25 protein-coding genes are annotated in these 25,402 nt (G+C 74.9%); 9 read left to right on the forward strand and 16 right to left on the reverse strand.

Going from position 1 to position 25,402, the window contains the following annotated elements:
• The first annotated feature begins 196 nt into the window (after nt 1-196).
• Nucleotides 197-712 (forward strand): hypothetical protein, encoded by a 516-nt coding sequence (locus ACFYUY_RS28645; RefSeq protein WP_360213078.1) that lies wholly within the window; start codon nt 197-199, stop codon nt 710-712.
• 122 nt (nt 713-834) lie between these two features.
• Here the strand turns inward: ACFYUY_RS28645 and ACFYUY_RS28650 are convergent, their stop codons facing one another.
• Nucleotides 835-1,416, reverse strand: a complete 582-nt coding sequence (locus ACFYUY_RS28650; protein WP_387904875.1) for a winged helix-turn-helix domain-containing protein — start codon at nt 1,414-1,416, stop codon at nt 835-837.
• A gap of 82 nt (nt 1,417-1,498) precedes the next feature.
• On the opposite strand from ACFYUY_RS28650, the gene def reads away from it, so the two are divergent.
• Nucleotides 1,499-2,101 (forward strand): peptide deformylase, encoded by a 603-nt coding sequence (gene def, locus ACFYUY_RS28655; protein ID WP_387904877.1) that lies wholly within the window; start codon nt 1,499-1,501, stop codon nt 2,099-2,101.
• Nucleotides 2,102-2,343: 242 nt separating this feature from the next.
• On the opposite strand, the gene ACFYUY_RS28660 is transcribed toward def, so the two are convergent.
• Nucleotides 2,344-2,913, reverse strand: a complete 570-nt coding sequence (locus ACFYUY_RS28660) for a HEAT repeat domain-containing protein (RefSeq protein WP_387904880.1) — start codon at nt 2,911-2,913, stop codon at nt 2,344-2,346.
• A 91-nt stretch (nt 2,914-3,004) separates the two neighbouring features.
• Complete coding sequence (locus ACFYUY_RS28665) at nt 3,005-3,751, reverse strand: alpha/beta hydrolase (protein WP_387904882.1); 747 nt, start codon at nt 3,749-3,751, stop codon at nt 3,005-3,007.
• Nucleotides 3,752-4,484: 733 nt separating this feature from the next.
• Here ACFYUY_RS28665 and ACFYUY_RS28670 point away from each other — a divergent pair.
• Complete coding sequence (locus tag ACFYUY_RS28670; RefSeq protein WP_387904884.1) at nt 4,485-5,111, forward strand: Imm43 family immunity protein; 627 nt, start codon at nt 4,485-4,487, stop codon at nt 5,109-5,111.
• Nucleotides 5,112-5,164: 53 nt separating this feature from the next.
• On the opposite strand, the gene ACFYUY_RS28675 is transcribed toward ACFYUY_RS28670, so the two are convergent.
• Together ACFYUY_RS28675 and ACFYUY_RS28680 are read right to left on the reverse strand one after the other, a co-directional pair.
• Nucleotides 5,165-5,743: a hypothetical protein gene (locus tag ACFYUY_RS28675; protein WP_387904887.1), complete on the reverse strand. Its 579-nt coding sequence runs from the start codon at nt 5,741-5,743 to the stop codon at nt 5,165-5,167.
• 110 nt (nt 5,744-5,853) lie between these two features.
• Nucleotides 5,854-6,549: a TetR/AcrR family transcriptional regulator gene (locus ACFYUY_RS28680; RefSeq protein WP_387904889.1), complete on the reverse strand. Its 696-nt coding sequence runs from the start codon at nt 6,547-6,549 to the stop codon at nt 5,854-5,856.
• A 112-nt stretch (nt 6,550-6,661) separates the two neighbouring features.
• On the opposite strand from ACFYUY_RS28680, the gene ACFYUY_RS28685 reads away from it, so the two are divergent.
• Entirely contained in the window at nt 6,662-7,405 is a 744-nt protein-coding gene (locus ACFYUY_RS28685) for an SDR family oxidoreductase (protein WP_387904892.1), read from the forward strand.
• 170 nt (nt 7,406-7,575) lie between these two features.
• Here ACFYUY_RS28685 and ACFYUY_RS28690 read toward each other — a convergent pair whose 3' ends face one another.
• The 3 genes from ACFYUY_RS28690 to ACFYUY_RS28700 all read right to left on the reverse strand — a co-directional run bounded on the left by ACFYUY_RS28690 (nt 7,576) and on the right by ACFYUY_RS28700 (nt 11,762).
• The gene (locus ACFYUY_RS28690) at nt 7,576-9,102 is read right to left on the reverse strand and encodes an SDR family oxidoreductase (RefSeq protein ID WP_387904894.1); all 1,527 of its coding nucleotides are present in this window, start codon (nt 9,100-9,102) and stop codon (nt 7,576-7,578) included.
• 192 nt (nt 9,103-9,294) lie between these two features.
• Nucleotides 9,295-10,824, reverse strand: coding sequence for a carbohydrate binding domain-containing protein (locus ACFYUY_RS28695; RefSeq protein ID WP_387904896.1), 1,530 nt, complete (start codon nt 10,822-10,824; stop codon nt 9,295-9,297).
• Nucleotides 10,825-11,162: 338 nt separating this feature from the next.
• A complete protein-coding gene (locus ACFYUY_RS28700) occupies nt 11,163-11,762 on the reverse strand; it encodes a choice-of-anchor C family protein (RefSeq protein ID WP_360214114.1) in 600 nt (199 codons plus the stop codon).
• 307 nt (nt 11,763-12,069) lie between these two features.
• Here ACFYUY_RS28700 and ACFYUY_RS28705 point away from each other — a divergent pair, with 307 nt between their 5' ends.
• On the forward strand, nt 12,070-12,792 hold the full coding sequence (locus tag ACFYUY_RS28705; RefSeq protein ID WP_387904899.1) for a GDSL-type esterase/lipase family protein: 723 nt from the start codon (nt 12,070-12,072) through the stop codon (nt 12,790-12,792).
• A gap of 148 nt (nt 12,793-12,940) precedes the next feature.
• Nucleotides 12,941-13,897: an aldo/keto reductase gene (locus ACFYUY_RS28710; protein WP_360214118.1), complete on the forward strand. Its 957-nt coding sequence runs from the start codon at nt 12,941-12,943 to the stop codon at nt 13,895-13,897.
• A gap of 100 nt (nt 13,898-13,997) precedes the next feature.
• On the opposite strand, the gene ACFYUY_RS28715 is transcribed toward ACFYUY_RS28710, so the two are convergent.
• The 4 genes from ACFYUY_RS28715 to ACFYUY_RS28730 all read right to left on the reverse strand — a co-directional run bounded on the left by ACFYUY_RS28715 (nt 13,998) and on the right by ACFYUY_RS28730 (nt 18,486).
• Nucleotides 13,998-14,624 carry a GNAT family N-acetyltransferase gene (locus ACFYUY_RS28715; protein ID WP_387904902.1) on the reverse strand — a complete coding sequence of 209 codons (627 nt, stop codon included), beginning with the start codon at nt 14,622-14,624 and terminating at the stop codon, nt 13,998-14,000.
• Nucleotides 14,625-14,713: 89 nt separating this feature from the next.
• Nucleotides 14,714-15,403: a nitroreductase family protein gene (locus tag ACFYUY_RS28720; RefSeq protein ID WP_360214122.1), complete on the reverse strand. Its 690-nt coding sequence runs from the start codon at nt 15,401-15,403 to the stop codon at nt 14,714-14,716.
• Nucleotides 15,404-15,460: 57 nt separating this feature from the next.
• Nucleotides 15,461-17,098: an ABC-F family ATP-binding cassette domain-containing protein gene (locus tag ACFYUY_RS28725; protein WP_360214124.1), complete on the reverse strand. Its 1,638-nt coding sequence runs from the start codon at nt 17,096-17,098 to the stop codon at nt 15,461-15,463.
• Nucleotides 17,099-17,256: 158 nt separating this feature from the next.
• On the reverse strand, nt 17,257-18,486 hold the full coding sequence (locus ACFYUY_RS28730; protein ID WP_360214126.1) for a hypothetical protein: 1,230 nt from the start codon (nt 18,484-18,486) through the stop codon (nt 17,257-17,259).
• A gap of 486 nt (nt 18,487-18,972) precedes the next feature.
• Between ACFYUY_RS28730 and ACFYUY_RS28735 the strand changes: the two genes are divergently transcribed.
• The 3 genes from ACFYUY_RS28735 to ACFYUY_RS28745 all read left to right on the forward strand — a co-directional run bounded on the left by ACFYUY_RS28735 (nt 18,973) and on the right by ACFYUY_RS28745 (nt 21,360).
• Complete coding sequence (locus ACFYUY_RS28735) at nt 18,973-20,580, forward strand: ABC-F family ATP-binding cassette domain-containing protein (protein ID WP_360214128.1); 1,608 nt, start codon at nt 18,973-18,975, stop codon at nt 20,578-20,580.
• A 175-nt stretch (nt 20,581-20,755) separates the two neighbouring features.
• On the forward strand, nt 20,756-20,968 hold the full coding sequence (locus ACFYUY_RS28740; RefSeq protein ID WP_360214130.1) for a hypothetical protein: 213 nt from the start codon (nt 20,756-20,758) through the stop codon (nt 20,966-20,968).
• The gene (locus tag ACFYUY_RS28745) at nt 20,965-21,360 is read left to right on the forward strand and encodes a toxin Doc (protein WP_360214132.1); all 396 of its coding nucleotides are present in this window, start codon (nt 20,965-20,967) and stop codon (nt 21,358-21,360) included. Before ACFYUY_RS28740 ends, ACFYUY_RS28745 begins: the two co-directional genes overlap by 4 nt.
• 77 nt (nt 21,361-21,437) lie before the next feature.
• Here the strand turns inward: ACFYUY_RS28745 and ACFYUY_RS28750 are convergent, their stop codons facing one another.
• From ACFYUY_RS28750 to ACFYUY_RS28765, 4 genes are all read right to left on the reverse strand, one after another.
• On the reverse strand, nt 21,438-22,085 hold the full coding sequence (locus ACFYUY_RS28750) for a Pr6Pr family membrane protein (protein ID WP_387904906.1): 648 nt from the start codon (nt 22,083-22,085) through the stop codon (nt 21,438-21,440).
• A 148-nt stretch (nt 22,086-22,233) separates the two neighbouring features.
• Nucleotides 22,234-23,010 carry a response regulator gene (locus ACFYUY_RS28755; protein ID WP_387904908.1) on the reverse strand — a complete coding sequence of 259 codons (777 nt, stop codon included), beginning with the start codon at nt 23,008-23,010 and terminating at the stop codon, nt 22,234-22,236.
• Nucleotides 23,007-24,272, reverse strand: coding sequence for a histidine kinase (locus ACFYUY_RS28760; RefSeq protein WP_360214138.1), 1,266 nt, complete (start codon nt 24,270-24,272; stop codon nt 23,007-23,009). Before ACFYUY_RS28760 ends, ACFYUY_RS28755 begins: the two co-directional genes overlap by 4 nt.
• On the reverse strand, nt 24,269-25,384 hold the full coding sequence (locus ACFYUY_RS28765; protein ID WP_387904910.1) for a hypothetical protein: 1,116 nt from the start codon (nt 25,382-25,384) through the stop codon (nt 24,269-24,271). Before ACFYUY_RS28765 ends, ACFYUY_RS28760 begins: the two co-directional genes overlap by 4 nt.
• Nucleotides 25,385-25,402: the final 18 nt, after the last annotated feature.

Here is a 25,402-nt window from a genome sequence, read left to right on the forward strand (position 1 = left end):
CCCGGAGGCCGTCCGCCCGCCCGAGGGCCCCGGCGGGTCGGGCCGCCCGGGTCGTGTGCCCGCCCGTCCGTCCGCAGGTCAGGCCGTTCGCACGCCCCTCTTCCGGCCGCTCGGTTCGCCGGGCTTGCGGCAGAACCGGGCGGGTGTTCGAAGCGTCCGTTGGGGCGTGATCAGTGGAGTTATCGACCGAATCCCGATGTTCTGGCCCGGACTGCTGCTCGCCCTGGTCCCGGCGGCGCTGCTGAACCGGCCGGCGGGGCGGCTGCTGCGCGCGCACTGGGCGGTGGGCTTCCTGCTGCTGCTCGGGCTCGGCGGGGTGGTCACGGCGACACTGCTGCCGGACGCGTTCCGACTGTCCGCGGACGCCGTCCGGCACTGCGCCGTGGCCGGCGGGCGGCCGCGCTCGGCGCACGAGCTGCTGACCGTCCGGCACCTGGACCTCAAGCTGGCGGCCTTCGCCCCGGTCGGGCTCGCGGCCGCCCTGGCCGGCACCCGGCGGCGGGCCGTGCAGGCGCTGATCGGCGCGGCGGCGCTGCCGTTCGTGGTGTCCGCGGTCCAGTACGCGGTGCCCGCGATCGGGCGCCAGTGCGACGTGCAGGACGTCTGGGACGGCGTGCAGGGCATCGTCATCGGCGCGGGCACCGGACTGCTGGCCGGGCCGCTGCTCCGCGCCGGGTGGTCCCGGTCGCGCCGGGAGGGCGCGGCCGGCTGAGGCGCGTCCGGCGGATCCCGCCGGATCCTCCTCGGCCAGTGGGAGGGTGTGGCCGGGCGCGGCCAGTGCTCGGGTCGGTGTTCGGGGCAGTGCTCGGGGCAGTGCTCAGGCCAGTGCTCGGGTCAGTGCTCCGGCCCGTCCTCGCCCGGCAGGAGCGGGAAGAGGCGGGCCACGGCGGCGACCGGGCGGGCGTCGGCGGGCCGGGCGGCCGGGTCGTCGTCGCGGTCGCGGTAGCGGGCGAGCACCCGGCGGATCTCCGCACCGACGGCGGACAGCTCGGCGGGGGTGAGGTGGACGACGGCACTGAACGCCTCGTCCCGGCGCCAGTCGGCGGGAGCCCCGTCCCGGTGGGCGAGCCAGCGACGGTAGCTCTCGTCCTCCAGGCCGCGCGCGAGCTCGCCGAACCCGTCCGCCTCCTGTCCCGCCCCCCGGGCCGGGTGCCCGGCGGGGGCCTCGGCAGGGTCCGGCTCCCGCGGCAGGCGCCAGGGCCGGGCACGTCCGTCGACGGGCGGGGCCTCCTCGACGAGCCCGTGGCGGGCCAGCTGGCGCAGGTGGAACGAGCACAGCCCCGAGCTGAACCCGAGCCGGGCGGCGGCCTCGGTCGAGGTGAGCGTGCCGGTCTCGGCGAGCAGCCGGAGCAGGGCCGTGCGCACGGCGTGCTCGGGCAGTGTGCCGGTGGCGGGGGCGGTGAGGTCGTCGGTCACTTTGCAAAGTCTGCTACTTTGCAAAGCAGCTGACAAGCCGTCGGCCACCCGTGGCCGGAGCCGAATCGACGAGGGAGCGCCGATGTCCGAACTGCGTGAACGCCCGACCGTCCTGCGGATCACCGAGGTCGGGGAGGAGATCCTCCGTCGCACCTGCCGCCCGGCCGACGCGACGGACTACGGCAGCGAGCGGCTGGCCCGGCTCATCGACGACATGTTCGCCACCATGTACGCCGCCGACGGGTGCGGACTCGCCGCCAACCAGGTCGACGTGGACCTCGGCCTCTTCGTCTACGACTGCCTCGACGACCGGGGAACCCGGCACGTCGGCCACGTCCTCAACCCGGTCGTCGAACCGCAGGAGCCGGGCCGCCGACTGATCGAGGACGCCGAGGGCTGCCTCTCCGTACCCGGCGCCAACACCGAACTCGCCCGCCCCGCCCGGGTGGTGGTACACGGCTTCGACCGCGACGGCGAGCCCGTCACCATCGAGGGCACCGGCTACTTCGCCCGCTGCCTCCAGCACGAGACCGACCACCTCAACGGCGGCCTCTACATCGACCGGCTGTCCGGCCGCGACCGCAAGCGCGTCCTGCGGCAGTCCGCCGACCGCCGCGAGTCCGTCTTCGCCGAGCGCGCCGCCCGAGCCGCAGCCGCCGCAGCCGCCGCGAGGCCCGCGGGCTGACCATCGCGCCTGTTCACGCGGTCCGGCCCCGTCGAGGATCCTCGGATGCGGTCCGGCCGAGTGGGCCGACGTTCCGGCGACGGGCGACGTGACCGGCGCGGTCCGGGAAGCACACCCTGCCGGTTCGTCCATGGCCTGCTCCGCCGGATCGGCCGGATCGTTCGGATCGATCGGCGAGGCGGTGTCCGGGCCTTCCGTCCACGGGGTCGGTCGCTCCCGACTCGCCTGATTCCGAACGAGTTTCATCGCTCCGGGCGGCGGCCCGGGCGGCGGCCGGGCGTGGGTGGGGCGGTGCGCCGGTAGATGCTGCCGCCCGGTGCGTACCAGCTCGCCTTCTTCCGGACGGCCGGGCTCGGATCCCCGGTGCGGGACGCTTCCAGCGCGGCGGCGGCGCGCGCGTCGACGTGGACGAACTTGCCGACCAGCTCGGCGGCCATCGACCGGACCAGCGGGGAGGAGTCGGTGGCCAGATGCCGCAGCGCGGGTTCCAGGACCCGGTCCGCCCCCGGCGCGCAGGTGTCCCCCTTGCACCGGTCACAGGCCAGCGCGTGGAACGCGGCCACCCGCACCCGGGCGTCGGGATCGTCGGCCATGGTGATGAGCGCGGGCATGGACTCGATGTCCACCAGGTGGTCCAACAGACGGCAGCAGCCCTCCCGGACGGCCGCGTCCGGATGGGACAGCCCGGCGCGGACGGCGGCGATCACGCCCTCCCCGCGCCGCAACAGCTCCTGGTAGGCCGGCACGGCGCGTTGCGGGTCGGCCAGGCAGGAGACGAGGGACTGGTCGTCGGTGCTGACGAATCCGAGCATGGCCCGAGTGTCCGGCGGCCCGGCCCCTTCCGGCAACGGGATTTCGCCGCCCCCGACGGCGCCGCCGGCCGGGGTTCGGCGCCGGTCCCGGTCAGGCGCCGGTCCCGGTCAGGTGCCGGTGGAGCGCCCGTGCCGAGGAGGCCACCTGCGCGGCGGGCACCTCCAGGTGGCCACCGGGATTGGCGTGCAGCACCTTCGCCCGGGTGCCGAAGGCGTCGAACAGCGCGAGCGCCGCCTCGCGCGGCACCAACTCGTCGTCCCACTGCACGACGAACTCCACCGCGGCGTCGACCCGGGCCGCCGGCCGGTCCAGCGAGCCGTGCCCGGCCAGCCCGAACACGGCCGCCGTGATCCGGGGTTCGGCGGCGGCGAGCGGAACGCCGACCACACTGGCCAGCGACAGACCCCAGTACCCGACGGGACCGTCCGCACCGACCTCGTCCAGCCGCTGCAGGGCGTCCAGCACCGCCCGCCACTCGGGGACGGCCCGTTCCGCGAGCGCGGCGGTGTGCCGGGCGACCCGTTCGCCGATCGGCTCACCGTTCGCCAGCAACTCGCCGACGGCGGCCGGGAACCACTCGTCCTCGGCGGTCCGCGGGCGTTCACCGTGCCCGGGCGCGTCGAGGCCCGCGACCGCGAAGCCGCACCCCGCCACCCACCGGCGCGCCCGCTGCACCAGCCCCGGTGCCAGCTTGTGCTGACCGCCACCGTGCCCCTGCAGCACCAGCGGGCGGCCGCCGACCGCACCGGCGGGGGACCACAGCACCCCCGGGACGCCGTCGAGCGTGAACCGTCGTTCCGTGACGCCGCCGTCGGTCGTCTCCGAACTGAAGCGCATGAGCCCCCCGACCCTCGCGGGCGGCGCCGGATCCCGCCCTGTTCCCGTCCCCGCCCGCCGCATTCTCGCCGAGAACCCTCGCACGCTCCTCCCGGTTTCGCCCGCAGCAGCCGCGCGACGATCCCGGACGGCTCTGCGCTCCCCCTTGGACGACGGCGGAAGCGGCCCGGGGAGGGGCTCCTCCGCGCCACCGACCGGGCGGCGCAACCCCAGCAGGCCCGGTCCTTGCTGCGCAGGAAGTCGGCCCATCCGACTTCCCGTGCGCAGCTCCTGTGCCTGCCCGGGCGAGTGGAATAGGTAGACCAACCGTCATATTTCCCCGGGGCTGGGCTGGGCTGGGCTGGGCCGCGCCGCACAGGAAGTCGGCCTGGTCGACTTCCTGTGCGATTCGCTCGACCCGCTCGCCGGCCTGTGCCTCGATTCTTGGGGTGAATATGTAGACCGGGCGTCATATTCTGCGAGGTGGCGAGGCGTGGAGTGGGAAGTCGGTGGGGTCGACTTTCTGTGTGGCGGCTGCTGTGGAGGGGGCTGCATATGTAGACCGGTCGTCATATTCGATTGCCCGCTTTCTCGCTGATTGCTGGGGAGGCGCACAGGAAGTCGATGGCTTCGACTTCCTGGGTGTGAGGGGTGCGACACTCGCGGAGTCTGTAGACCGGTCGTCATATTCGCTTCGGGTGCCCGGGGTCCTGAGGGCGGGGGTGTGTCGGGGGGCGGGGCTAGGGTGTGGCTGGTGGACGACCAGTACTTCGCGTTGGCGTACAGGGGTGAGGCTCGGTGCCCCGTCTTCCTGAACGGTGTTCTCCACGAGGAGTTCGCCGAGGGGGCCTTCGACCGGCCGATGACGTACGGCTGGCAGCACGACGCCCCCAGGCAGGGGCCGCCCGATGACCTTCCGGCCGAGCTGTGGCTCGTCACCAAGGACCGGTCCTACGGCTTCGACTTCCACACGGCCTTCGGCGGACACGTCGTCAGTGCGGGTTTCCTGGAGCTGCTGCGGGCCGGGGGCGCGGGTGACTGGCAGGTGTCGCGGCTGCAGGTGGTGTCCGCGAAGGGGCGTCCGATCCCGGCGAAGGAGTACTACTTCGTACGGTTCCCGCGGTCCGCGCTGCTGAGCACCGAGCGGCTGGTCGATCTGGAACGGTCGCGGATCGACCTACGTCGTGACGGTCAGGTCAAGAAGGTGTGGGAGTTGCGCTTCGCGGAGTCGCCGGAGCGGGACTTCTTCCTGCTCGACTCGGTGGCGCTGTCGGGGGTCGCGTTCTGCTCCCGCCGCTTCGCCGAGGCCGCGGAGCGGCTGGGGCCGAAGGGTGTCGAGTTCGTGCCGTTGCCGGGGATCGGATCGCTGCAGAGCGCCTGACCCGGACTCGTCCGAGCCCGGGCCGGGCGCCCAGGGCCGGGTGCCGTGGGCGGTCAGTGCGGAACGGGCGGCGAGGTGGGGCCGAAGGCGCGCTCGGCGGCGGTCATCACCCAGAGCGGGAACTGGTCGAGGGGGAGTGCCGGCGAGGCCGGGAAGTCCGGGCGGATGGCGGCGTCGGGGAAGAACGCCGTCCGGCAGCCGAGGCAGAGCCAGCCGGCCTGCCAGACGCTCAGGTTCCGCTGCCACTGGGCCTTCTGGGTGGGCAGGACGATCGCGGCCGCCTGGCGGCGCCGCCGCCGGGACACGGCCTGCACGATCAGGCCGCAGACCACCAGGAGGCCGGGGAGGACGAACGGGCCCAGGCGGTAGCCGAGCCGGTAGGCGGCGTCGTAGCGGTCGAGGTCCCGGGCTCCGTGGAGCAGCGAGACGACGCCGAGCACGGCGAGGGCGGCGGCGATGCCGTAGAGCACCGTCGATGCCGTGCCGGCCTGCCCGGGTGCCGGTCGGGGTTCGGGCGGCGGGGCCAGCAGCGCGCGGGTCGGGCCGTCGAGGGGTGTGCTCGGGTCGGCCACCGCCCGGGGTATCGGGACGGTGTGGTCCGGCGCGGCGCACTGGGGGCAGGTGGCACTCATCGAACGGGTTCGCTCCTGGTGCGGACTGGTGCCTGAACGGTGGACCCGCGTAGTACACCACGGGCGGTCGGGCGGCTCGGTGCCCGGTCGGGCGGTGCCCGGCCGGTGGGCTACCGGCCGTTGCCGTCGAGGAGGGAGCGGGTGAGCCGGTCGGCGACCGTACCGTCCAGTGGGGCGTGGCCGAGCAGGAAGCGGTACCAGAAGACCCCGTAGACCTGGTCGACGACCAGGTCGAGGTCGGTGTCCTCGGCGAGTTCGCCGCGTTCGCGGCCGCGGGCGAGGAGTTCGCGCAGGGCGGTGCGGCGGGTGGCGGTGAAGCTCTGCATGAGGTCGGCGAGGTGGGGGTCGCGGGCGGCTTCGCGGACGAGGGTGCGCAGGGCGGGGGCGGTGGGGCCGCGTTGGGCGCCGTCGAAGGTGGTGGCGACGAAGGCGCGGAGGTCGCTGCGCAGGGTGCCGGTGTCGGCGCCGGGGACGTCCTGGTCGGCGCGGTCGGTGAGCGCGTCGAGCAGGACGGCGCCCTTGGAGGGCCACCAGCGGTAGACGGTCTGCTTGCCGACGCCGGCGGTGCGGGCGATGGCGTCGATGGTGACGGGTGTGCCGTCGGAGGTGGCGAGCAGGCGGAGGGCGGCGTCGAGGATCGCCTGGTGGGCGGCCTCGTTGCGGCGGCGTCCGGTGTGCGGGCGGGTGGGGGTCGCGGGGGCGCCCGGGTCGGTGGTGTCCGGAGCCGCGGCGTCCTGGGCCGTGGCTCCCGGAGCAGGGGCGCCCGGGTTGGCCGGGGTGTCGGGCCGGGGGTCGGTCGCTGGCATGGCGGTCCCTCTTCTCTGCTGCGGTTCGCTGCATCCCCTTGACAAGACTAACAGTCTCGACAACCATCATTACCGGAACTAGCGGTCTCGACAAACCGGAGGATGCACCACCATGAGCACCACCTCTGAACTCTTCGCCGGACAGCACGTCGTCGTGATGGGCGGCAGCTCGGGCATCGGCGAGGCCTCGGCCGCCGCCTTCGCCGCGGACGGCGCCGAGGTCGTGATCACCGGCCGCGACCGGGAGCGCCTGGACGCGGCCGTCGCCCGGATCGGCGGCAAGACCACCGGTCACCGGGTGGACGCCGCGGACGCCGAGGCGGTCGCCGCCTTCTTCGCGGAGGTCGGCACCGTCGACCACCTGGTGGTCGCGGTCAGCGGCGCCGCCGGCAGCGGCCCGTTCGCCGGGCTCGATCTGGCCGATCTGGCCACCGGGTTCGACGCGAAGTTCTGGCCGCAGGTCCGCGTCCTGCAGGCGGCGCTCCCGCACCTGCGCCAGGACGGTTCGGTCACCCTGATCACCGCGGCCTCCGCCCGCGCCGCCATCCCCGGCACCGCCGGGCTGGCCGCCATCAACGGCGCCCTGGAGGCCATGGTCCCGCCGTTGGCCGTCGAGCTCGCCCCGCTGCGGATCAACGCGGTCTCGCCGGGCGTGATCGACACCCCGTGGTGGGACCGCGTCCCGGTCGAGCAGCGGACGGCGCTCTTCGACGGCCTCGCCGCGACCACCCCGGTCGGTCGGGTCGGCCGGGCCGAGGACGTCGCGCGGGCGATCCACCTGCTCGCCGCCAACACCTTCGTCACCGGTGTCGTGTTCGACTGCACCGGTGGGGCCAACCTTCCCACCGGGCGCTGAACCGGGGATAGTCGGATGATCGCGCCCGGTCCGGAGTCAGCCCCGGACCGGGCGCGCACCCGGGCGGACGACCCGGGTGCGGCCGGGCGGTCCGCTGCCCGTGCGCACATCCGTGCGGCGGAGGTTGACGACCCGTCGCCGCGGCCCGGGGTGTCACCCGTGCGGGGGCGTCACCACGCGGCCTCGCGGTAGTCCTTGAGGAACACTCCCGACACCGGGTGGCCGGCCTCCCCGCGCACGATGGGGTCGTAGACCCGGGCGGCGCCGTCCACGACGTCCAACGGGGTGCGGAAGCCCTGGTCGGCGAGGTGGGCCTTCTTCGGCGCCGGGTTCTCGTCGGTGATCCAGCCGGTGTCGACGGCGCACATGTGCACGCCCTGTCGGGCGAGGTCGGCGGCACTGGTGCGGGTGAGCATGTTGAGCGCGGCCTTGGCCATGTTGGCGTGGGGGTGGCCTGCGGTCTTGTTGCGGACGGCGAAGCGGCCCTCCACCGCGGTGACGTTGACGATGTAGCGGGCGGGGTGCGGCGAGGCGAGGAGGAGGGGGAGGAGGCGGTCGCACAGGAGGGTGGGGGCGAGGGCGTTGACGAGCTGGGTCTCCAGGACCTCCGCCGGGTCGAGCGAACCGAGCCGGACGGACCAGGAGTTGGCCGGGGAGAGGTCGGGCAGCAGCCCGGCCTCGTCGGTGAGGTCGAGCAAGGAGGCGGAACCCGAAGGGAGTTGGGCGAGCGCGGAGAGCGGCTGGAAACCGGGGGCGTGGGTGACGGCCCGGCGCTCGGCGGCGGGCAGGGCGCTGCGCTCGCCGGCGGCCAGCAGGGCGTAGGACTCCGGCGGGCGGCGCAGGGTCTGCGCGGCGTTGTTGACGAGGACGTCCAGCGGCCGGCCCTCGGCGGTCAGCCGGTCGGTGAGCCCGATGACCTGGCGCGGGTCGCGCAGGTCGATGCCGACCACGGTGAGCCGGTCCCACCACTGCCCGCTGCCCTCGGCGGCGCGGAAGCGGCGGACGGTGTCGTGCGGGAAGCGGCTGGTGACGATGAGCTCGGCGCCGTCGCGGAGCATCATCAGGGCCAGGTGGTAGCCGATCTTGACGCGCCCGCCGGTGAGCAGGGCGCGGCGGCCGCGCAGGTCGGTGCCCAGGGTGCGGCGGCCGGTGTTGTCGGCGGCGCAGTCCGGGCAGAGCATGTGGTAGAAGGCGTCGACCTGGTGGTACGGCCCCTTGCAGACGTAGCACTTGCGCGGGATCCGCAGGTCGCCGACCGGCCCGTGGGCGGTGGCGAGCGGTGCGTCCTCGCGGCGGTGCCGGGCGCCGGTCGCGGTGCCGGCGAGCAGCTCGGCGTCGGCCTGGCGCAGGGTGTCCCTGGCCTCGCGGCGGCGGAGTTTGCGGCTCTCCGTCACGAAGGAGCGGAGCTGCCGCTCGGCGTGCTGCCGGGTGCGGGAGTGTGCGGGGAGGGTGCGCAGTCGGCCGAGGGTGCGGTCGAAGGCGGCGAGCTCCTCGGCGGTGAGGTCACGGCCCGCATCGCCGACGCGGCCCGCATCGCCGACGCGGCCCGCATCTCCGACGCAGCCCGCAGCTCCGACACGGCCTGCATCGCGGACGCAGCCCGCATGGTCGGTCGTGCCGCGGCCGTCGGCGGCTTCGGCCGCCGACGTGGTGCCGGTGTGCTGGTTCTCGTCGTCCCGGACCGTCATGCCGGTCATGTCCGCCCCCTCTGGTCGTGCAGGTGGGTGGGACTGTAGTGGACGGTCCGGCCTGATGAGATGCCAATTTCCGGGCGGTCGGCCCCCCGGCATCGCCGCCCGCCGGGAACGGGTCCCGGTCCTCCGGAACGCCGAGGTGCCGGCGGCCTCCAGGCCCGCCGGCACCTCGCCCCGCGGTGATCGGCCCGCGGATCAGCCCGCGTACTGCGCGAAGATCTTCGCGAACTCGTACGGCTGCTGCGGGATGTTGGTGCACTTGGACAGCGAGCCGCCGGTGCAGGCGTTGGCGTCCCGGGTGGCGTCCCAGAAGGCCAGCATGCCGAGGTGGTTCTGCTTGGCGAAGTTCACCAACTGCTGGGCGGCGGCCTGGTTGTAGATCTGGTGGTCGTCGTTCTCGCCGAGCATCGGGGTGACCCCGACCATGGCCCACAGCTGGGCGTCGGTCCGGGCCGGGTAGAGCGCCTTGAGCTGCCCGAAGAGCGCCTGGGCGGCCTGGACGGCGGCGTTGCCGTAGTCGGTGCCGGCCCGGTAGTAGTCCATGGCCATGATGTTCACCAGGTCGACGGCGACGCCCGCGTCCCGGGCCGACTTGACGATGGCGACGCCCTCGGAGGTCAGGCCCTCGGGCAGGACGGGCAGGGTGAACGAGACCTTGAGGCCCGGGTGGGCCTGCTGGAGCCTGGCGAGCGCGGCGGAGCGGCGGTCGTTGGAGACGGTGTCGGCGATGGCCGCGCCCTCGATGTCGAAGTCGACGTAGCGCAGGCCGTAGGCGTTGACCACGGCGTCGTACTCGTTGAACAGGGAGTCCACCGAGGTGCAGGCGGCGGCGAGTTCGGTGCCGCTGGCGCCGCCGAAGGAGAGCTTGACGTCGCCGCCGGCCGCCCGCAGCGCGTCGATCTGGTCCTTGGCCCAGCCGGTGCGCGGGTCGTAGGCGTTGAACCAGCTGGCCTTGCAGCCGACGGCGGTGACGAAGCCCATGGTGTAGGCCTTGAGGTTGCCGGCCTTGGCCATGGCGGGCATGGACGGGGTGGGCCAGGCGCCCATGTCGATGTACGGGGCGACGGGCACGGCGACGTTGGGCGGCGGGGTGCTCGGCCCGCCGGTCGGGGTGCCGGTCGGGCCGCCGGTGGGCGTGCCGGTCGGGGTGCCCGAGGTGGGCGGGGTGGTGGGGGTGCCGCCGGGGCCGGTGAGCGTGACGTCGTCGGCGAGGTAGGCGCCCTGCCCGTACCAGCCGTGCAGGTAGACGGTGACGCTGGTGGTGGCCGGGCCGGTGGTGAAACCCGTCGACAGCTGCTGCCAGTCGGCGCCGCCCGGGGTCCAGGTGGCCGGGTCGGTGACGCCGCTGCCGGTGGCGCCGAGGTAGACGTACTGGCCCTGTACCCAGGCGCTGAGCTGGTAGGTGGTGTTGGGCCGCACCGCGACGCTCTGGCCGCACTGCGCGGTGTCGCTCGCGCCCACCGCCCCCTTCAGCGCGTGGCTCCCGCTGTGGGCGCCGGAGTTGACGACGCTGCCGGTGCCGCCGGAACAGCTCCACGGACTCAGTGCGCCGCTCTCCAGGCCCGGGTTGGCGAGCAGGTTGCCGGGAGCGTCGACGGCTCCGGCGTTCCCGGCGACGACGGCCAGACCGCCGGCGGCGAGCGCGGTGGCGGCGGCCAGGCCGAGCAGCTTGGTGCGGCCGCCGGAACGGCGGTGCGTGGGGGTGGGTCGGGGCGCGCTGGGCATGGGGGTGCCTCTCGGGACGTGGGGCCGCCCGCGCCGCGAGGGGGGAGACACGGTGCGGGCGGCAGCTTGGGGGCTGGTCCGGTGCGGGGGAGGATCCGGTGCGTGGGGAGCGCGGTGCGGGGTGGGGCTGCGCGGTGCGGGGGAGCGGTGCGCGGTGGGGCTGCGCGGTGCTGAGCATCAAACTGGACTAGACCAGCTGTGCACGTCAAGCACTTCCGGCGCATCGGAAGGCCGCCCTGGGAAGGTTTTAGGAAGTGTTTAAGGCGGGGTGCCGGACGCGCCGGTGGGCCGACGGCGGTGCCGTCGGCCCACCGGGCCCGCGGGTCGGCCGGAGCCGGTCAGTGGCCGCAGCAGGAGGTGCACTCCTTCACCTGGACGTCGTCGAGGACCGGGCCGTACGCGCCGCCGACGGTGCTGACGAAGCTCAGGGTGGTGGACGTGCCCTGCGCGACGAAGGTGAACTGGCGCCCCACGTAGCCCATGGCGGCCCTCGTCCTGCCGGTGACGTCGAAGGAGAAGTCCTGGAAGTCCTGGCCGTCGATCAGCGCCCGGCCGGTGCGCAGGGCGACCCCGCCTTCGGGGTTGCCGGCGAGCGCGTAGGTGACGGAGTAGGTGGTGCCCGGGGTGGTGGTGAAGCCCTGGGCGACGGTGCCGCTGCCGGAGCCGTTGAGGTCGAGTGACTGGTCGCCCTCGGCGGCCTGCCAGAACCCGGCGCCGATCAGGTCGACGTTGCCGGCGGTGACCTTCCACGGGCCGATGGTCTGACCGGCGGACACCCCGGTGAAGGAGTTCGCCGGGACCTTCGGGGTCTCGAAGCTGCCGTCGTCGAAGCGGCTGAGCGCGCGGTGGCCGCCGGCGGCCTGGGCCGGGGCGGCCAGGGCGGTGGCGCCGACGACGAGCAGGACGGCGAGGGCGGTGCGGGTGCGGGAGAGCGGCACGGGTGGTCCTCCGAGGAGTGGTGGGGATCAACCGATGATCGGCCGATGATCGGCTGTGCACAGAGCGTCTTCGGTCACGGTGATCGCTGCCAAGACGGGACGGGCGGCGCCCGGTGGCGTGCACGGCCCCCGGGCAGGCTCTCGCGCGCCGGTTTCGACCGGGCCGGTGCGGCGGCGCCGGGCCGGGCGGAGCGTTCCCGGCGGTCGGCCCGGGCCGATCCGCCGTCATCAGGCCGGCCCCGTCCAGGGAGTGGGACGATCCGCGCGAGCCCCCACCCCGTCGTGCGCTCCGGCCTAGGCTGAGCCGGTGATCGACGACACGCGCATCTGCTTCATCGGGGACTCCTTCGTCCAGGGCCTCGGCGACCCGGAGTTCCGCGGGTGGGTCGGCCGGGCGCTCCAGGCCTGCGCGGCCGACGTCACCGCGTACAACCTGGGCGTCCGCCGCAACACCTCCACGGACGTGCTGCGCCGCTGCTGGGCGGAGGTCGAGGCGCGTACGGTGCCCGGCGCCTACCACCGGCTGGTCGTCTCGGTCGGCAGCAACGACTCCACCGAGTCGCCGTCCGGCGGCCCGCGCGTCCCGCCGGACCGGACGCGGACGAACCTGGCCGCGCTGCTCGACGGCGCCCGGGACCGCGGCCACGGCGCCCTGGTGGTCGGGCCGCCCCCGGTGGTCATGGGCGGCGCCCGGCAACTGGACCGGATGCTGGCCCTGGTCCCGCTGCTCGCCGAGGTCTGCGCGGAGCGCGCCGTGCCGTTCGTCGACGTCACCCGGGCGCTGGCCGGGAACCCCGCGTGGGTGGCCGAGGCCACCGCGGGGGACGGCGCCCACCCGGGCGCGGGCGGCTACGCGGCGCTGGCCGAGCTCGTCCTGGCCGGCGGCTTCCGGGACTGGCTCCTGGCGGGCCGGGCCGACCGGGCGGCGCGCGCGGGCAGCGCGGACCGGCAGACCCCGACGGCCCCGGAGGCCCTGGCGACGCCCGAGGCCCCGACGGCCCCGGAGTCCCCGACGGCCCGGCCGGCCTGACGCACACCCGGCTCCGGGAGACCCGCCCGCCCCGGTGGCCCGGCCCCGGCGGACGCGCTTGACCTCGAGCGCACTCCAAGGTGAATGCTGGACGCGTCGGTCCACCGCACGACCGCCGCACCACCACCGCACAGATGGGAACACCGCCATGCGCAACGCCACGTTCGGTACCAACGGCCCGGAGACCGGTGTCATCGGCCTCGGCTGCATGGGGATGACCTGGGCGTACGACGTGCACAACCGGGACGACGACAACTCCGTCCGGGTGATCCGCCAGGCGCTGGACCTCGGGGTCACCCTCATCGACACCGCCGACATCTACGGCCCCTACAGCAACGAGGAGGTGGTGGGCGCGGCCCTGGCCGGCCCGTACCGGGAGCGCGCCTTCCTGGCCACCAAGGTCGGCCTCGTCCCGGGCGCCGGCGGCGAGCGGGTCGGGCGCGACGGCCGGCCCGAGCACGTGCGGCGCGCGATCGACGACAGCCTGCGCCGGCTCGGCACCGACCACGTCGACCTCTACCAGCTGCACCGGGTCGACCCGGAGGTCCCGATCGAGGAGACCTGGGGAGCGCTCGCCGAGGCCGTGGAGGCCGGCAAGGCCCGCCGGATCGGCCTGTCCGAGGTGAGCGTCGAGGAGATCGAGCGGGCCCGGGCGGTGCACCCGGTGGCCTCCGTGCAGTCGGAGCTGTCGCTCTGGACCCGGGACGCCCTGGCCGACGTCCTGCCGTACACCGAGGAGCACGGGATCGCGTTCCTGCCGTTCTCCCCGCTCGGCCGGGGCTTCCTGACCGGCAGCATCTCCTCCTTCGACGAGCTCCCGGCGGACGACTTCCGCCGTGCCCTGCCGCGCTTCCAGCAGGACGCGCTGAAGGCGAACCTGGAGCTGGTCGGCAGGGTCGAGGCGGTCGCCGAGCGGGTCGGCGCGACCCCGGCCCAGGTGGCGCTGGCCTGGGTGCTGGCGCAGGGGCGTCACGTCTTCCCGATCCCGGGGACCCGCACGCCGCGCTACCTGGTGGACAACGCGGGGGCGGCCGAGGTCGTGCTCACCGCCGCCGACCTGGCCGAGCTGGACGCGCTGCCGGCGCCGACCGGCGGGCGCTACTGACCGGCGGGCGCCACCGGCCGGCGCCCGCGCCAGCCGCGACGAACCCGCGCCCGCCACCGCCGGCCACACCGGCCGCCCGCCACCCGTGGGCGCGGCCCCGCTACCGCTCCATCACCCAGATCAGCTGCCGCCCGGTCTCGGCCGGCGCCCGGACGGCGGCCGCGGCGACCCGGTCGAGCCGGTAGCCGAGCTTGCGCGGGACGGCCGCGCTGGCGCCGTTCGCCTCGTCGCAGTGGATCTCCACCCGGGCGATGCCGGGCAGGGCCAGCGCGGCCTCGGTGAGCGCGGCGGTGGCGGTGGTGGCGATGCCGCGCCCGGCGTGCCGCGCGGCGACCCAGTAGCCGATCTCCAGCGCGCCGGGGCCGATCCGGCCGTGCAGGCCGAAGGCGCCGATCACCCCGCCGGGTTCGGCGTCCAGGCCGACCAGGTACATGAAGTCGGTGCCGGCCTCCCAGGCGAGGGCGCCGGCCCTGGTCAGCTCGGCGGACTGGGCCCGGCTGGGGGCCTCGGCCGCCCACTCCATCCAGGGCCGCAGGTGGTCGAGGTTGGCGCGGACGGCCTTGTTGAGGGCGAGCGCGTGGGTGGTGCGGCGGCGCAGCAGCGAGATCCCGCCGGGCAGCCGCAGCACCTCGGGCGGCCGCCCGGTGGTGACCTCCTGCGGGCCGGGGCCGGGGCCGGGGAACGGTGCGGGCGGGTGGTCGCAGGACCGTGGCTGCGGGTGGCTCATGACCGCGATTATGTCCTTGGCCGGGACCTGTCACCAGCCGGGTCCCGGGCGGCGCCCGCCCGCACGCCCCGGCGTGCGCGACCGGCCGCTCAGAGCCGGACGAGCACCTCGTCGAGCTCCTTGCGCCGCAGGTCCGGGACGCGCGCCCCGTCGGCTGGGTAGCCGACCGGGATGACGTAGGCGGCGCGCTCCTCGACCGGGCGGTCGCACACCTCGTTGAGGAACCTCATCGGGCTCGGCGTGTGGGTCAGGGTGGCCAGGCCGGCCTGGTGCAGGGAGGCCAGCAGCAGGCCGACGGCGATGCCCACCGACTCCTTGGTGTAGTACGGGCGCGGCGAGTCGGGCCCCTTGTGGACCTCGAACACCACGATCACCGCCGGTGCGTCCTCCAGGAACGGCTTGCGCCAGTCGGTGCCGATCGGTGCCAGTGCGGCCAGCCACTCCGCCGAGGCGCGGTGCGCGTAGAACTCGCGCTCCTCGGCCTCGGCGGCCTCGCGCAGCCGCCGCTTGCGCTCCGGGTCGGTGATCACCACGAACCGCCAGGGCTGGACGTGCGCGCCGCTGGGCGCGGTGTTGGCGGTCCGGACCGCCCACTCGACCACGCCGTCCGGGATCGGGCGGGTCGCGTAGTCGCGGACGGTCCGGCGCAGCGCCATCACGTCGTGGAAGGACCTGCTGCGGGCCTCGGCCTCGTGGGCGGGCACCGTCATGGGGCGGAGCGGGACGCTCGGGTAGGAGCTGCCGTCCGCCGTGCTGTCGATCGTACGGTTCTCAACCATGGTCGACAGCACAGCACATGGGCGCCGTGCCGGGAAGAGGTAGAGACCAATGGCGGTCTACAGCTCGTGCACCCGCCCGCCCCGGACCTCGATCCGCCGGTTCACCGCGACGGTGTCCAGCATCCGCCGGTCGTGGGTGACCAGCAGCAGGGTGCCGGTGTACGAGGAGAGCGCGGACTCCAACTGCTCGATCGCGGGCAGGTCCAGGTGGTTGGTGGGCTCGTCCAGCACCAGCAGGTTGACCCCGCGCGCCTGCAGCAGCGCGAGCGCGGCCCGGGTGCGCTCGCCGGGGGAGAGGGTGTCGGCCGGGCGCAGGACGTGCACCGCCTTGAGGCCGAACTTGGCCAGCAGGGTGCGCACCTCCTCCGGCGTGAGCTCCGGCACGGCGGCGGCGAACGCCTCCGCCAGCGGCTCGCCGCCGAGGAACAGCCCGCGCGCCTGGTCGACCTCGCCGACCACCACGCCGGAGCCCAACGAGGCGTTGCCGGAGTCGAGTTCGAGTCGGCCGAGCAGGGCGGCCAGCAGCGTGGACTTGCCCGCGCCGTTGGCGCCGGTGATGGCGATCCGGTCCGCCCAGTCGATCTGCAGGTCCACCGGGCCGAACGCGAAGTCGCCGCGCCGGGCGACGGCCGCGCGCAGGGTGGCGACCACTGCGCCGGAGCGCGGCGCGGTGGCGATCTCCATCCGCAGCTCCCACTCCTTGCGGGGCTCCTCGACCACGTCCAGCCGCTCGATCATCCGCTGGGTCTGGCGGGCCTTGGAGGCCTGCTTCTCGGTGGACTCGGCGCGCACCGCGCGGCCCATCTTGTCGTTGTCGCTGGACTTGCGGCGGGCGTTGCGCACGCCGTGCTCCATCCAGCCGCGCTGCATCCGGGCCCGGGCCTCCAGCCCGGCCTTGGTGTCGGCGTACTCCTCGTACTCCTCGCGGGCGTGCCGGCGGGCGACGTCGCGCTCCTCCAGGTACGCCTCGTAGCCGCCGCCGTACAGGTTGACCTGCTGCTGGTGCAGGTCCAGTTCGAGCACCTTGGTGACGGTGCGGGCCAGGAACTCGCGGTCGTGGCTGATCAGCACGGTGCCCGCGCGCAGGCCCTTGACGAAGGACTCCAGCCGCTCCAGGCCGTCCAGGTCGAGGTCGTTGGTGGGCTCGTCGAGCAGGAAGACGTCGTAGCGGGAGAGCAGCAGCGAGGCGAGGCCGGCCCGGGCGGCCTGGCCGCCGGACAGCGCCGTCATCGGCAGGTCGAGCGAGACCTTCAGCCCGAGCGAGTCGGCGACCTCCTCGGCGCGCTCCTCCAGGTCGGCGCCGCCGAGGTCCAGCCAGCGGTCCAGACTGACGGCGTAGGCGTCGTCGGCGCCCGGGCGGCCCTCGACGAGGCCCTCGGTGGCCTCGTCCAGCGCGGCCTGCGCGGCGGCCACCCCGGTGCGGCGGGCCAGGAAGTCGCGGACGGACTCGCCCTCGCGTCGCTCCGGCTCCTGCGGCAGGTGGCCGACGTTGGCGCTCGCCGGGCTCAGCCGCAGCGAACCGCCCTCGGGTGTGTCCAGGCCGGCCAGCAGCCGCAGCAGCGTCGACTTGCCGGCGCCGTTCACGCCGACCAGGCCGATCACGTCGCCCGGGGCGACGACCAGGTCCAGGCCGGAGAAGAGGGTGCGTTCGCCGTGGCCGGCGGCGAGGTCCTTGACTACGAGTGTGGCGCTCATGATGAGCCCGATTGTAGGAGGAGGGCGCCGGGCGGCGGAAAACCCGCAGGGTGCCGGGCCGGCGGGCCCGGCGCGGGCGGCGGGTGCAGGGGGACGCCCGGGGGCCGCGGCCGCGCCGGCCGCGGCCCCCGGGCGCGTGAGGGTCGCCCCTCAGCGGATCACTTGGCCTTCTTCGAGAAGTAGTCGAACATGTGCGCCGCCACGTCCTCGAGGTACGGGCCGGCCTCGTAGGTGTTCGCCCCGTTGCCGATGGAGGTGTCGCTGACCAGGGCCGGCTTGCCGTCCTTGGTCGCGTACCAGCCGCCGCCGCTGCTGCCGCCGGTCATGTTGCAGCCGATCAGCAGCATCGCCGGGCGGCTCGGGTCGCCGGTCTTCTTGGCGGGCTTGCCGCCGTCGCAGTGCTCCAGCTCGACGCCGTCGAAGGGCTTGCCCTCCGGGAAGCCGTAGTTGCTGACGGAGGCGAGCTGCTCGCGCGGGGCGTTGAACCACAGCGGCACCGAGCCGCCGACGGTCTCCTCGAGCGACTTGCCGTTCGGGTCGGGGTTGGCGACCTTGATGATGCCGAAGTCGTACTGGCTCCAGGGGCCGCCGTGCTCCGGGTCGGCCTCCGAGGTCCACTGCGGGGAGACCATGCCGGCGGTCGCGCCCCACTCGCCGTACGGCTCGGCGTCGTCCAGCTTGGACTTCTGCTTGTTGCCGTTGCTCAGCACGCCGTTGCTGTTGAAGGCCGGGGCGAAGGTGATGTCGGTGTAGTACTTGTTGCCCTTGCCGCCGTGCAGGCAGTGGCTCGCGGTCCACACCAGGTTGCTCTTGCCGGGGTTGGCCGGGTCGGAGACGACGGTGCCGGAGCAGACGTAGTCCTCGTTGCCGTCCTTGAAGAAGATCTTGCCGTTGACGTGCATGTTCTTCGGGAACGGGTGCGCCACGGGCTTCGCCGGGACGACGGCGGGCAGCTGGTCGGGCCCGGTCGGCGGCTGGGCGGCGGTGGGCTGGGCCGGGGCCGCGGTGGTGGGCTGCGCCGGGGCAGCGCCGGTCGGCTGGGCGGGCGCCTGCGTCGGGTCCTGGGCCGGGGCCTGCGGCAGCGGCTTGGGCTTGGCGTTCAGCAGCTTCTGCAGGGTCCAGTAGCCCTTGACCGCCGGGGTGACGACGTTCTCCTTGGCCCACTTGTCCCAGTCCTCGAGCTTCCAGGTCTTCAGCTCTTCGACGGTCGGCAGCTTGAGCGGCGCCGCGCCCGGCTTGCCGGAGGCGCTGGCGGCCACCGTGGGGGCCGCGGTCTGGGCCCCGGCCGGGTCGCTGTTGTCGGGGCCGCACGAGGTGGCGGCCAGCACGGTCAGCGCGGCGACGGAAGCGCCCAGGACGGCACGGCTCGGCCGGGATATCGGTGACATGAGTTCAGTTCCCCCTGTGAATAACGGCCGCACGCCCCGTTCCGCGGGTACGGCCCCCGGGAGGGGCCGCAGGTGCGGCAGGTGAGGAGTCTGCCATGCGGATAAGGACCTCCTTACGCCCGCCCCGGGCTGGGACGGAGCCGTCACCGGATCGGCACCGGATCGGCACCCGCCCTCCTCCGGCGCCCGAAAACCGGTTGTCCGCGTCCGGCGGCGTGCGTAGCGTGGTCCGAGCCACCAGCCAGACAAGGAGAAGGCCGTTGCTCTACTGAGGTCCCGGGACACCGCCCCCGCCGCGCAGGCCTGTTGCCGCGCGGTGCGCGAGTGTGCGACCTCGGTCACGGCCCCCTGGCGAGCCCGGTCCCCGCGCGTCCTCCTGGACGCGCGGCCGACCTCCGGCGACTCCCCCCGGCCGTAGCGGCCCGCACCCGCGGTGTCTCCCCGTGTTGCTCCCCCTTCCTTCGGCAACCATCCGGGAGTCCCTTCATGGCACAACCCACCACCGCCGTGCTCTGCACCGACCTGTCCTTCGAGTGGCCGGACGGCAAGCCCGTCCTGGACGGCTTCCACCTCGCGGTCGGCCCCGGCCGCACCGGCCTGATCGGGCTCAACGGGGCCGGCAAGTCCACCCTGCTGCGGCTGCTGGCCGGCGAGCTGACCCCGACCGGCGGCACCGTCCGGGTCGACGGCGAACTCGGCCACCTCCCGCAGGGCCTGACGCTGGACACCGGGCTGCGGGTGGACGAGGCGCTCGGCGTCCGGGCCGCCCGCGAGGCCCTGCACGCCATCGAGTCCGGCGACACCGACCAGCGCCACTTCGACGCGGTCGGCGACGACTGGGACGTCGAGGAGCGCGCCCGCGCCACCCTCGACCGGCTCGGCCTGCACCGGCTCGACCTCGACCGCACCACCGGCGAACTCTCCGGCGGCGAGGCCGTGTTGCTGCGCCTCGCCGCGCTGCTCATGCGCCGCCCCGACGTCCTGCTGCTGGACGAGCCCACCAACAACCTCGACCGGGCCGCCCGGGAGCGGCTCTACGAGACGGTGGCGGGCTGGCACGGCGTCATGCTGATCGTCAGCCACGACCGCGAACTGCTGCAGCACGTCGACCAGATCGCCGACCTGAGGGACGGCGCGGTGACGTGGTACGGGGGCAACTTCGCCGCGTACGAGCGCACCCTGGCCGCCCAGCAGGAGACGGCCGAGCGGCTCCTGCGCAACGCCGAGGCCGACGTCCAGCGCCAGAAGCGGGACCTCACCGAGGCCCGCGTCCGGCTCGAGCGCAGCGCCAGCTACGGGAGGAAGCGCTCGATCGCCCGCAACGACCCGCACATCGTCGCGGGCAAGCTCAAACGCCAGGGCCAGGAGACGGCCGGGCGGCTCCAGGGCATGCACACCGAACGCCTGGAGGAGGCCAGGCAGCGGCTCACCGCCGCGGAGGAGGCCGTCCGCGACGACGCCGCGATCCGGATCGACCTGCCGCGCACCGCCGTCCCGGCCGGGCGCACCGTGCTCACCCTGCAGAAGGTCCGGCTGCCGCACGGCATCACCGCCGACCTCGATCTGCGCGGCCCCGAGCGGGTCGCCCTGGTCGGCCGCAACGGCGCGGGCAAGAGCACCCTGCTGCGAGCCGTCGCGGGCGAACTCGCGGCGCTGGAGGGGGAGATCACCACCCCGGTGCCGCTGCGCCACCTGCCGCAGCGGCTCGACCTGCTGGACGACGGGCTCACCGTGGTGGAGAACGTCAAGTCCTTCGCCCCCTCGGCGGGGGACAACGCGATCCGGGCCCGGCTGGCGCGCTTCCTGTTCCGCGGCGGCCGGGCCGACCAGCGGGCCGCCACCCTCTCCGGGGGCGAGCGGTTCCGGGCCACCCTGGCCGCCCTGCTGCTGGCCGACCCGCCGCCGCAGCTGCTGCTGCTCGACGAGCCGACCAACAACCTGGACCTCGCCAGCGTCCGCCAGCTCACCGAGGCGCTCGCCGCCTACCGGGGCGCGCTGATCGTGGCGAGCCACGACCTGCCGTTCCTGCGCGGACTGGGCCCGACCAGGTGGCTGGAGCTGGACGGCGACCTGCGGGCGGTGGACCCGATGTGACGGCGCCGGTGCGGTGCCACCGCCGGCCGTGCCCGGAGCCGTGCCCCGGGCACGGCCGGCTCCCCGGCGGCGCCGTGGCGGGGCGCCCGGCCGGAGCCCGTGGGCCCTGTCGCGGGCTCCGGCGGCGGTGCCGCTTCGGTACCCAACTCCGGTGTGCTCCAGTACCATCGGCGCCATGCCTGCGCTCAACATCGAGTACACGGAGCACGAGCTCGCCGCGATCCGCGAGGCCGCCGCCGCCGACGGGAAGAGCGTCAAGGCCTACGTCCACGACCTGAGCGTGCGGGAGCAGCAGCGGCGGGTGTTCGTGGACCACGCGGTGGCGTTCTGGAAGGCGCACCGGGCCGAGTTCGACGCCGCGTTCCCGGAGGACGCGCCCGCCGCGTGAACGGCAGGGGTGCGGAGCGGGCGCTGCTCCACGTCGACCTGCGCTGGCTGCTGGACGTCCAGGAGCTGGCCTCGCCCGAGGACCTCAGCGTGCGGGACTACTCGGCGCTGCAGGCCGCCGTCGCCCGGCACCGGGTGAACACCGCCCAGCTCGGCCACGACGCGGACGCCGCCTGGTGCGCGGCCACCCTGATGCACACGATCGTGCTGCTGCGGCCGCTGCCGGTGCGCAACAACCTGTACGCCTGCATGACGACGGCCGCGTACATGCACGCGGCCGGGGAGGGCGTCGACCCGCCGTACGGGGCGCTGGTCGAGCTGGCGAGGGACGTCGCCGAGGGGCGGGCGGACGTGTACGCGGCGGCCGACCGGATCCGCGCCTGGCGGATCTGAGGCCGGTCGCCGCTCGCGGCCGTCGTCGGGCGGGGACCGGTGCGCCCGGGCGGGCCCGGTACGCCCGGGCGGGCGTGCTAGGCCCGGGCGGGCCGGAGTTTGGCGGCCACCAGGGTGCCGAGTCGGTCGAGGCCGACCACGGCGGCCGCGAGCACGGTGAACTCGACGGTCAGCAGGGCGATCTGGCCCCAGACGTAGCCGTAGCCCTTGGTGGTGGGGTCGAAGAAGAAGTAGGGGTAGGGCGTCGGGTAGTCGTCGAAGAGCGCGTTGCGGGTCAGCACGATCGCGGCGTAGCCGAGCGGGAACGCCAGCCACAACGGGACGTCCTTCCAGGCCGCCGCGTTGCGCGGCTTCAGCACCAGCCAGTCGACGATCACCATCACCGGCGTGACGTAGTGCAGGAAGAAGGACGACCAGTGGGCGAGCCGGTCCGGCCCGTCGACCAGCCCGGGCAGCGGGTTGGCGCCGTGCTGGAGCAGGATGTGCGAGACCAGCCCGGTGATCAGGATGTAGAGGGTGGCGGCGCCGCGCAGCCGGGGCGCGGGCGCGTCCACGGTGCCGCGCTCGGTCATCCAGTACACCGCGCCGATGAAGTAGCCGAGCACGATGACGTTGCTCTGCACGGTGAAGTACACCAGTGGCGCCGTCCCGAGGGTCAGGCCGAGGCCCGCCGAGAGCACGATTCCCATGCGCCACCAGAGCGCGGGGCGGGTCCGGACAGTCATGCGGCCACCAGTTCGTTCCAGGCGATACGGGAGGTATCGGGCGGTTGCGGGGGAATCCCGCACTCTACTCGCAGGTAGCGGCCGGACGGAAGAAACGTCCCTGCCGGTGACCGGACGGCCCGGGCGGTCCGCTCACCGGCAGGTGTCCTCAGCCCGGCAGCACGAAGCCCGACTCGTACGCGGCGATCACCGCCTGGGTGCGGTCGCGGGCACCGAGCTTGGCGAGCACGCCGCCCACGTGCGTCTTCACCGTCTCCTGGCTGACCACCAGCTCCCGGGCGATCTCGCCGTTGTTGAGGCCGGTGGCCATCAACCGCAGCACCTGGCCCTCCCGTTCGGTCAGCCGGCCGATCGGCCCGCGCTCCGGGGCGGCGGCCCGGCGGGACTCCGCGCCGTGGCGCAGCGCGAGTTCGCGGACGGCCGCCGGGAAGAGCAGCGAGTCGCCGCGCGCGACCAGCCGCACCGCCTGGACCATCTCCTCGGCCCGCGCCCGCTTGAGCAGGAACCCGGCCGCGCCGGCCCGCAGCGCGTCGTACACGTGGTCGTCGTGCTCGAAGGTGGTGACCACCAGGATCCGCGGAGGCTCGGCCATCCCGCCGACCAGCTGCTCGGTGGCCCGGATGCCGTCGATGCCGGGCATCCGGACGTCCATCAGCACCACGTCCGGTCGCAGCTCGCGCACCAGCGGGACGACCTCGGCGCCGTCCGCGGCCTCGCCGACCACGGTGAGGTCCGGCTCGGCGTCGATCACCACCCGCAGGCCGGCCCGCACCAGCCGCTCGTCGTCGGCGATCACCACGCGGACGGTCCCGCCGCCGGCACCCCCGTCGCGGTGGTGCCCGTCGCGGTGCTGGCCGTCGCGGTGCTGGCCGTCCTGGCGGACGCCCCCGTCGCGGCGGTGCCCGTCGCGGTCGTACTCGTTCATCCTGCTGTTCCTCCCACCGGCAGCCAGACGGCCAGCCGCCACGTCGTCCCGTCCGCGCTGGGCCCGGCCGTGCTGCCGCCGCGCAGGGCCGTCGCGCGCTCCCCGATCCCGCGCAGCCCCCGCCCGCCGCCGGGGCGGCTCGGGCGGGCGGTGCCCAGCGGGTTGGTCAGTTCGATCTCCAGCCGGCCCCCGGCCAGCGCCACCCGCAGCCCGGCCGGTGCGGGCCCGGCGTGCCGCAGCACGTTGGTCAGGCCCTCCTGCACGATCCGGTAGGCCTCGCGGGAGACCCCGGCCGGCAGCCGGGCCAGGCCGGGGGCCAGGTCGGCGGACACCGTGACGCCGGTGCGGGCCAGTTGGCGCAGCAGGTCGTCCAGCCCGCCGAGGGTGGGGCCGGCCGGTCCGGCGGCGTCCTCCTCGCGCAGCAGCCCGAGCACGGTGTCCAGCTCGGCGACGGCCGCCCGTGCGGTCTCCTCGATCGCCTGCAGCGCCTCGGCCGCGAAGTCCGGGTCGCTGCGCAGCACCCGGGCGGCCGCCGAGGCCTGGATGCCGACGGCGCTGAGCGCGTGGCCGACCGAGTCGTGCAGCTCGCGGGCCAGCCGGTTGCGCTGGGCCAGCACGGTGGCCCGGCGCTCGGCCGCGGCCAGCCGCTCCTCCGGGGTCGGGCCGAGCAGGACGGGGGCCCAGCGGGCCAGCAGCGCGCCGCAGGCGGCGTTGGTGACGACGATCAGCAGCAGAACGGCGAGGCCCAGCGCCGGCCCGGTGAGCATCCAGCCGGGGAAACGGTTCTCCCAGTACTGCGCGAGGTCCGCGGCCCCGCCGAAGGAGAACATCAGCACCACCGCGAACGGCACCCCGGCGAGCGTCATCCCGGAGACCACCCCGCCGAAGAACAGGTGCAGCACGTACCAGAGCGCGGTGCGCCGGCGGGCCGCCCACGAGCGGGACGGACCGGTCGCCAGCTCCTCGGGCCGCTCCGCCGCGCACAGCGCCCGCGCCGCGGCCCCCTCCAGCGGGCGGACGGTCGGCACCAGCGCGGTGACGGCGGCCATCGGCAGGGAGGTGAACAGCGAGGCGATCTGCAACAGCACCTGGCGCAGGTGCCCCTGGGCCGGGTTGAGCGCCCCGAACAGCACCACCGAGAGCATCCAGTACGGCATCAGCAGGGCGCCGCCCAGCACCAGGTGCGTCCAGCGCAGTCGCGCCCGCCGGCCGAACCCGGCCCCGGCCGCACGCCGGATCCGGCTGCCCACCCCCGTGTTCACCCGGGCGACTCTACGTCAGCGGCCGCTCCGGGGAGAGCCATCCGCCCGGGCCGGGGCCCGGTACCGGCCGCACCCGGCGCGCCGGCCGCCGCGGGCCGCTCCGCCGTGCCGGTCGAACCCGCCGCCGTGGGACGCTCCGCCGCACCCGCCGCCACCCGTCGCGCCGCCGCCCGCTCCACCAGCGCCACCGCGCCCACCACCAGGACCAGCAGCCCCGTCACCACCTGGGCGGCCTGCACCAGCGGCATCAGCCCGGGAACGGCCTTGCCCAGGTCCGTCACCCTGGTCGTGGTCGCGCCGAAGGCCACCACCTGCCAGCCGCCCCAGCCGAACAGCGAGCCGGAGGCCGTCCAGGCCACGAGCAGCGGCCCGACCAGCCGCCGCCGCGGCCCGGCCCGGAACACGAGGGCCAGCAGCGCGCCGACGGCGGCCACCGCCATCACCGCGGTCACCCCCTCCATCACCGCCACGCCCCGGTTGTGGTCCTCGGCCATGGTCGCCGGCAGCCCGGCGGTGCCGCCGCAGGCCCAGTAGGTGCGGGCCGCCGCGACGCCCAGGGCGAGCAGGGCGGCGGCGCAGGCGAGCGTGCGCTGCACGGTCAGCGTGGGGGAGTCGGGCAGGTCGCCGATCCGCTCCCGCAGCAGGCCCGGCCAGCGCCGCCGGGCGTACAGCGCGAAGGCGGTGAGCAGGGCGACCCCCTGGACGGCGAACCCGCCGTACACCACCCCGAAGACCCAGCCGCCGAGCCCGTCGGGGCCGTCCTGGCGGCTCTCCGGAGCGGGGCCGGCCAGCAGGGTGCTCAGCAGGAGCAGCGGCAGCGCGACGAGGATGGTCCCGAGCAGTCCGGTGGCGACCCACATCGGGAACGCCACCAGCCCGGCGGGCGCCCGCCGGCCCCACGGGCGGACGAAGGCCAGGGCCAGGGCCAGGGCGACGGCGTCCATGCCGAAGGTGAGCAGGTTCACCAGCCAGAGCGCGTCCAGGGCGGCCGGGTCGTCGGCGCCCACCGGATGGCCGGTCAGCCAGAGCGTCTTGAGCGTCAGGTACGGCACCGTCGCCAGGACGGCGACCCAGGCCGCCCCCGCCCGCACCGCGTTCTCGTAGGTCCTCATGGGTTCCACGGTCGCGCC

The sequence above is a fragment of the Kitasatospora sp. NPDC004745 genome, assembly GCF_042873275.1.
Classification (GTDB): Bacteria; Actinomycetota; Actinomycetes; order Streptomycetales; family Streptomycetaceae; genus Kitasatospora.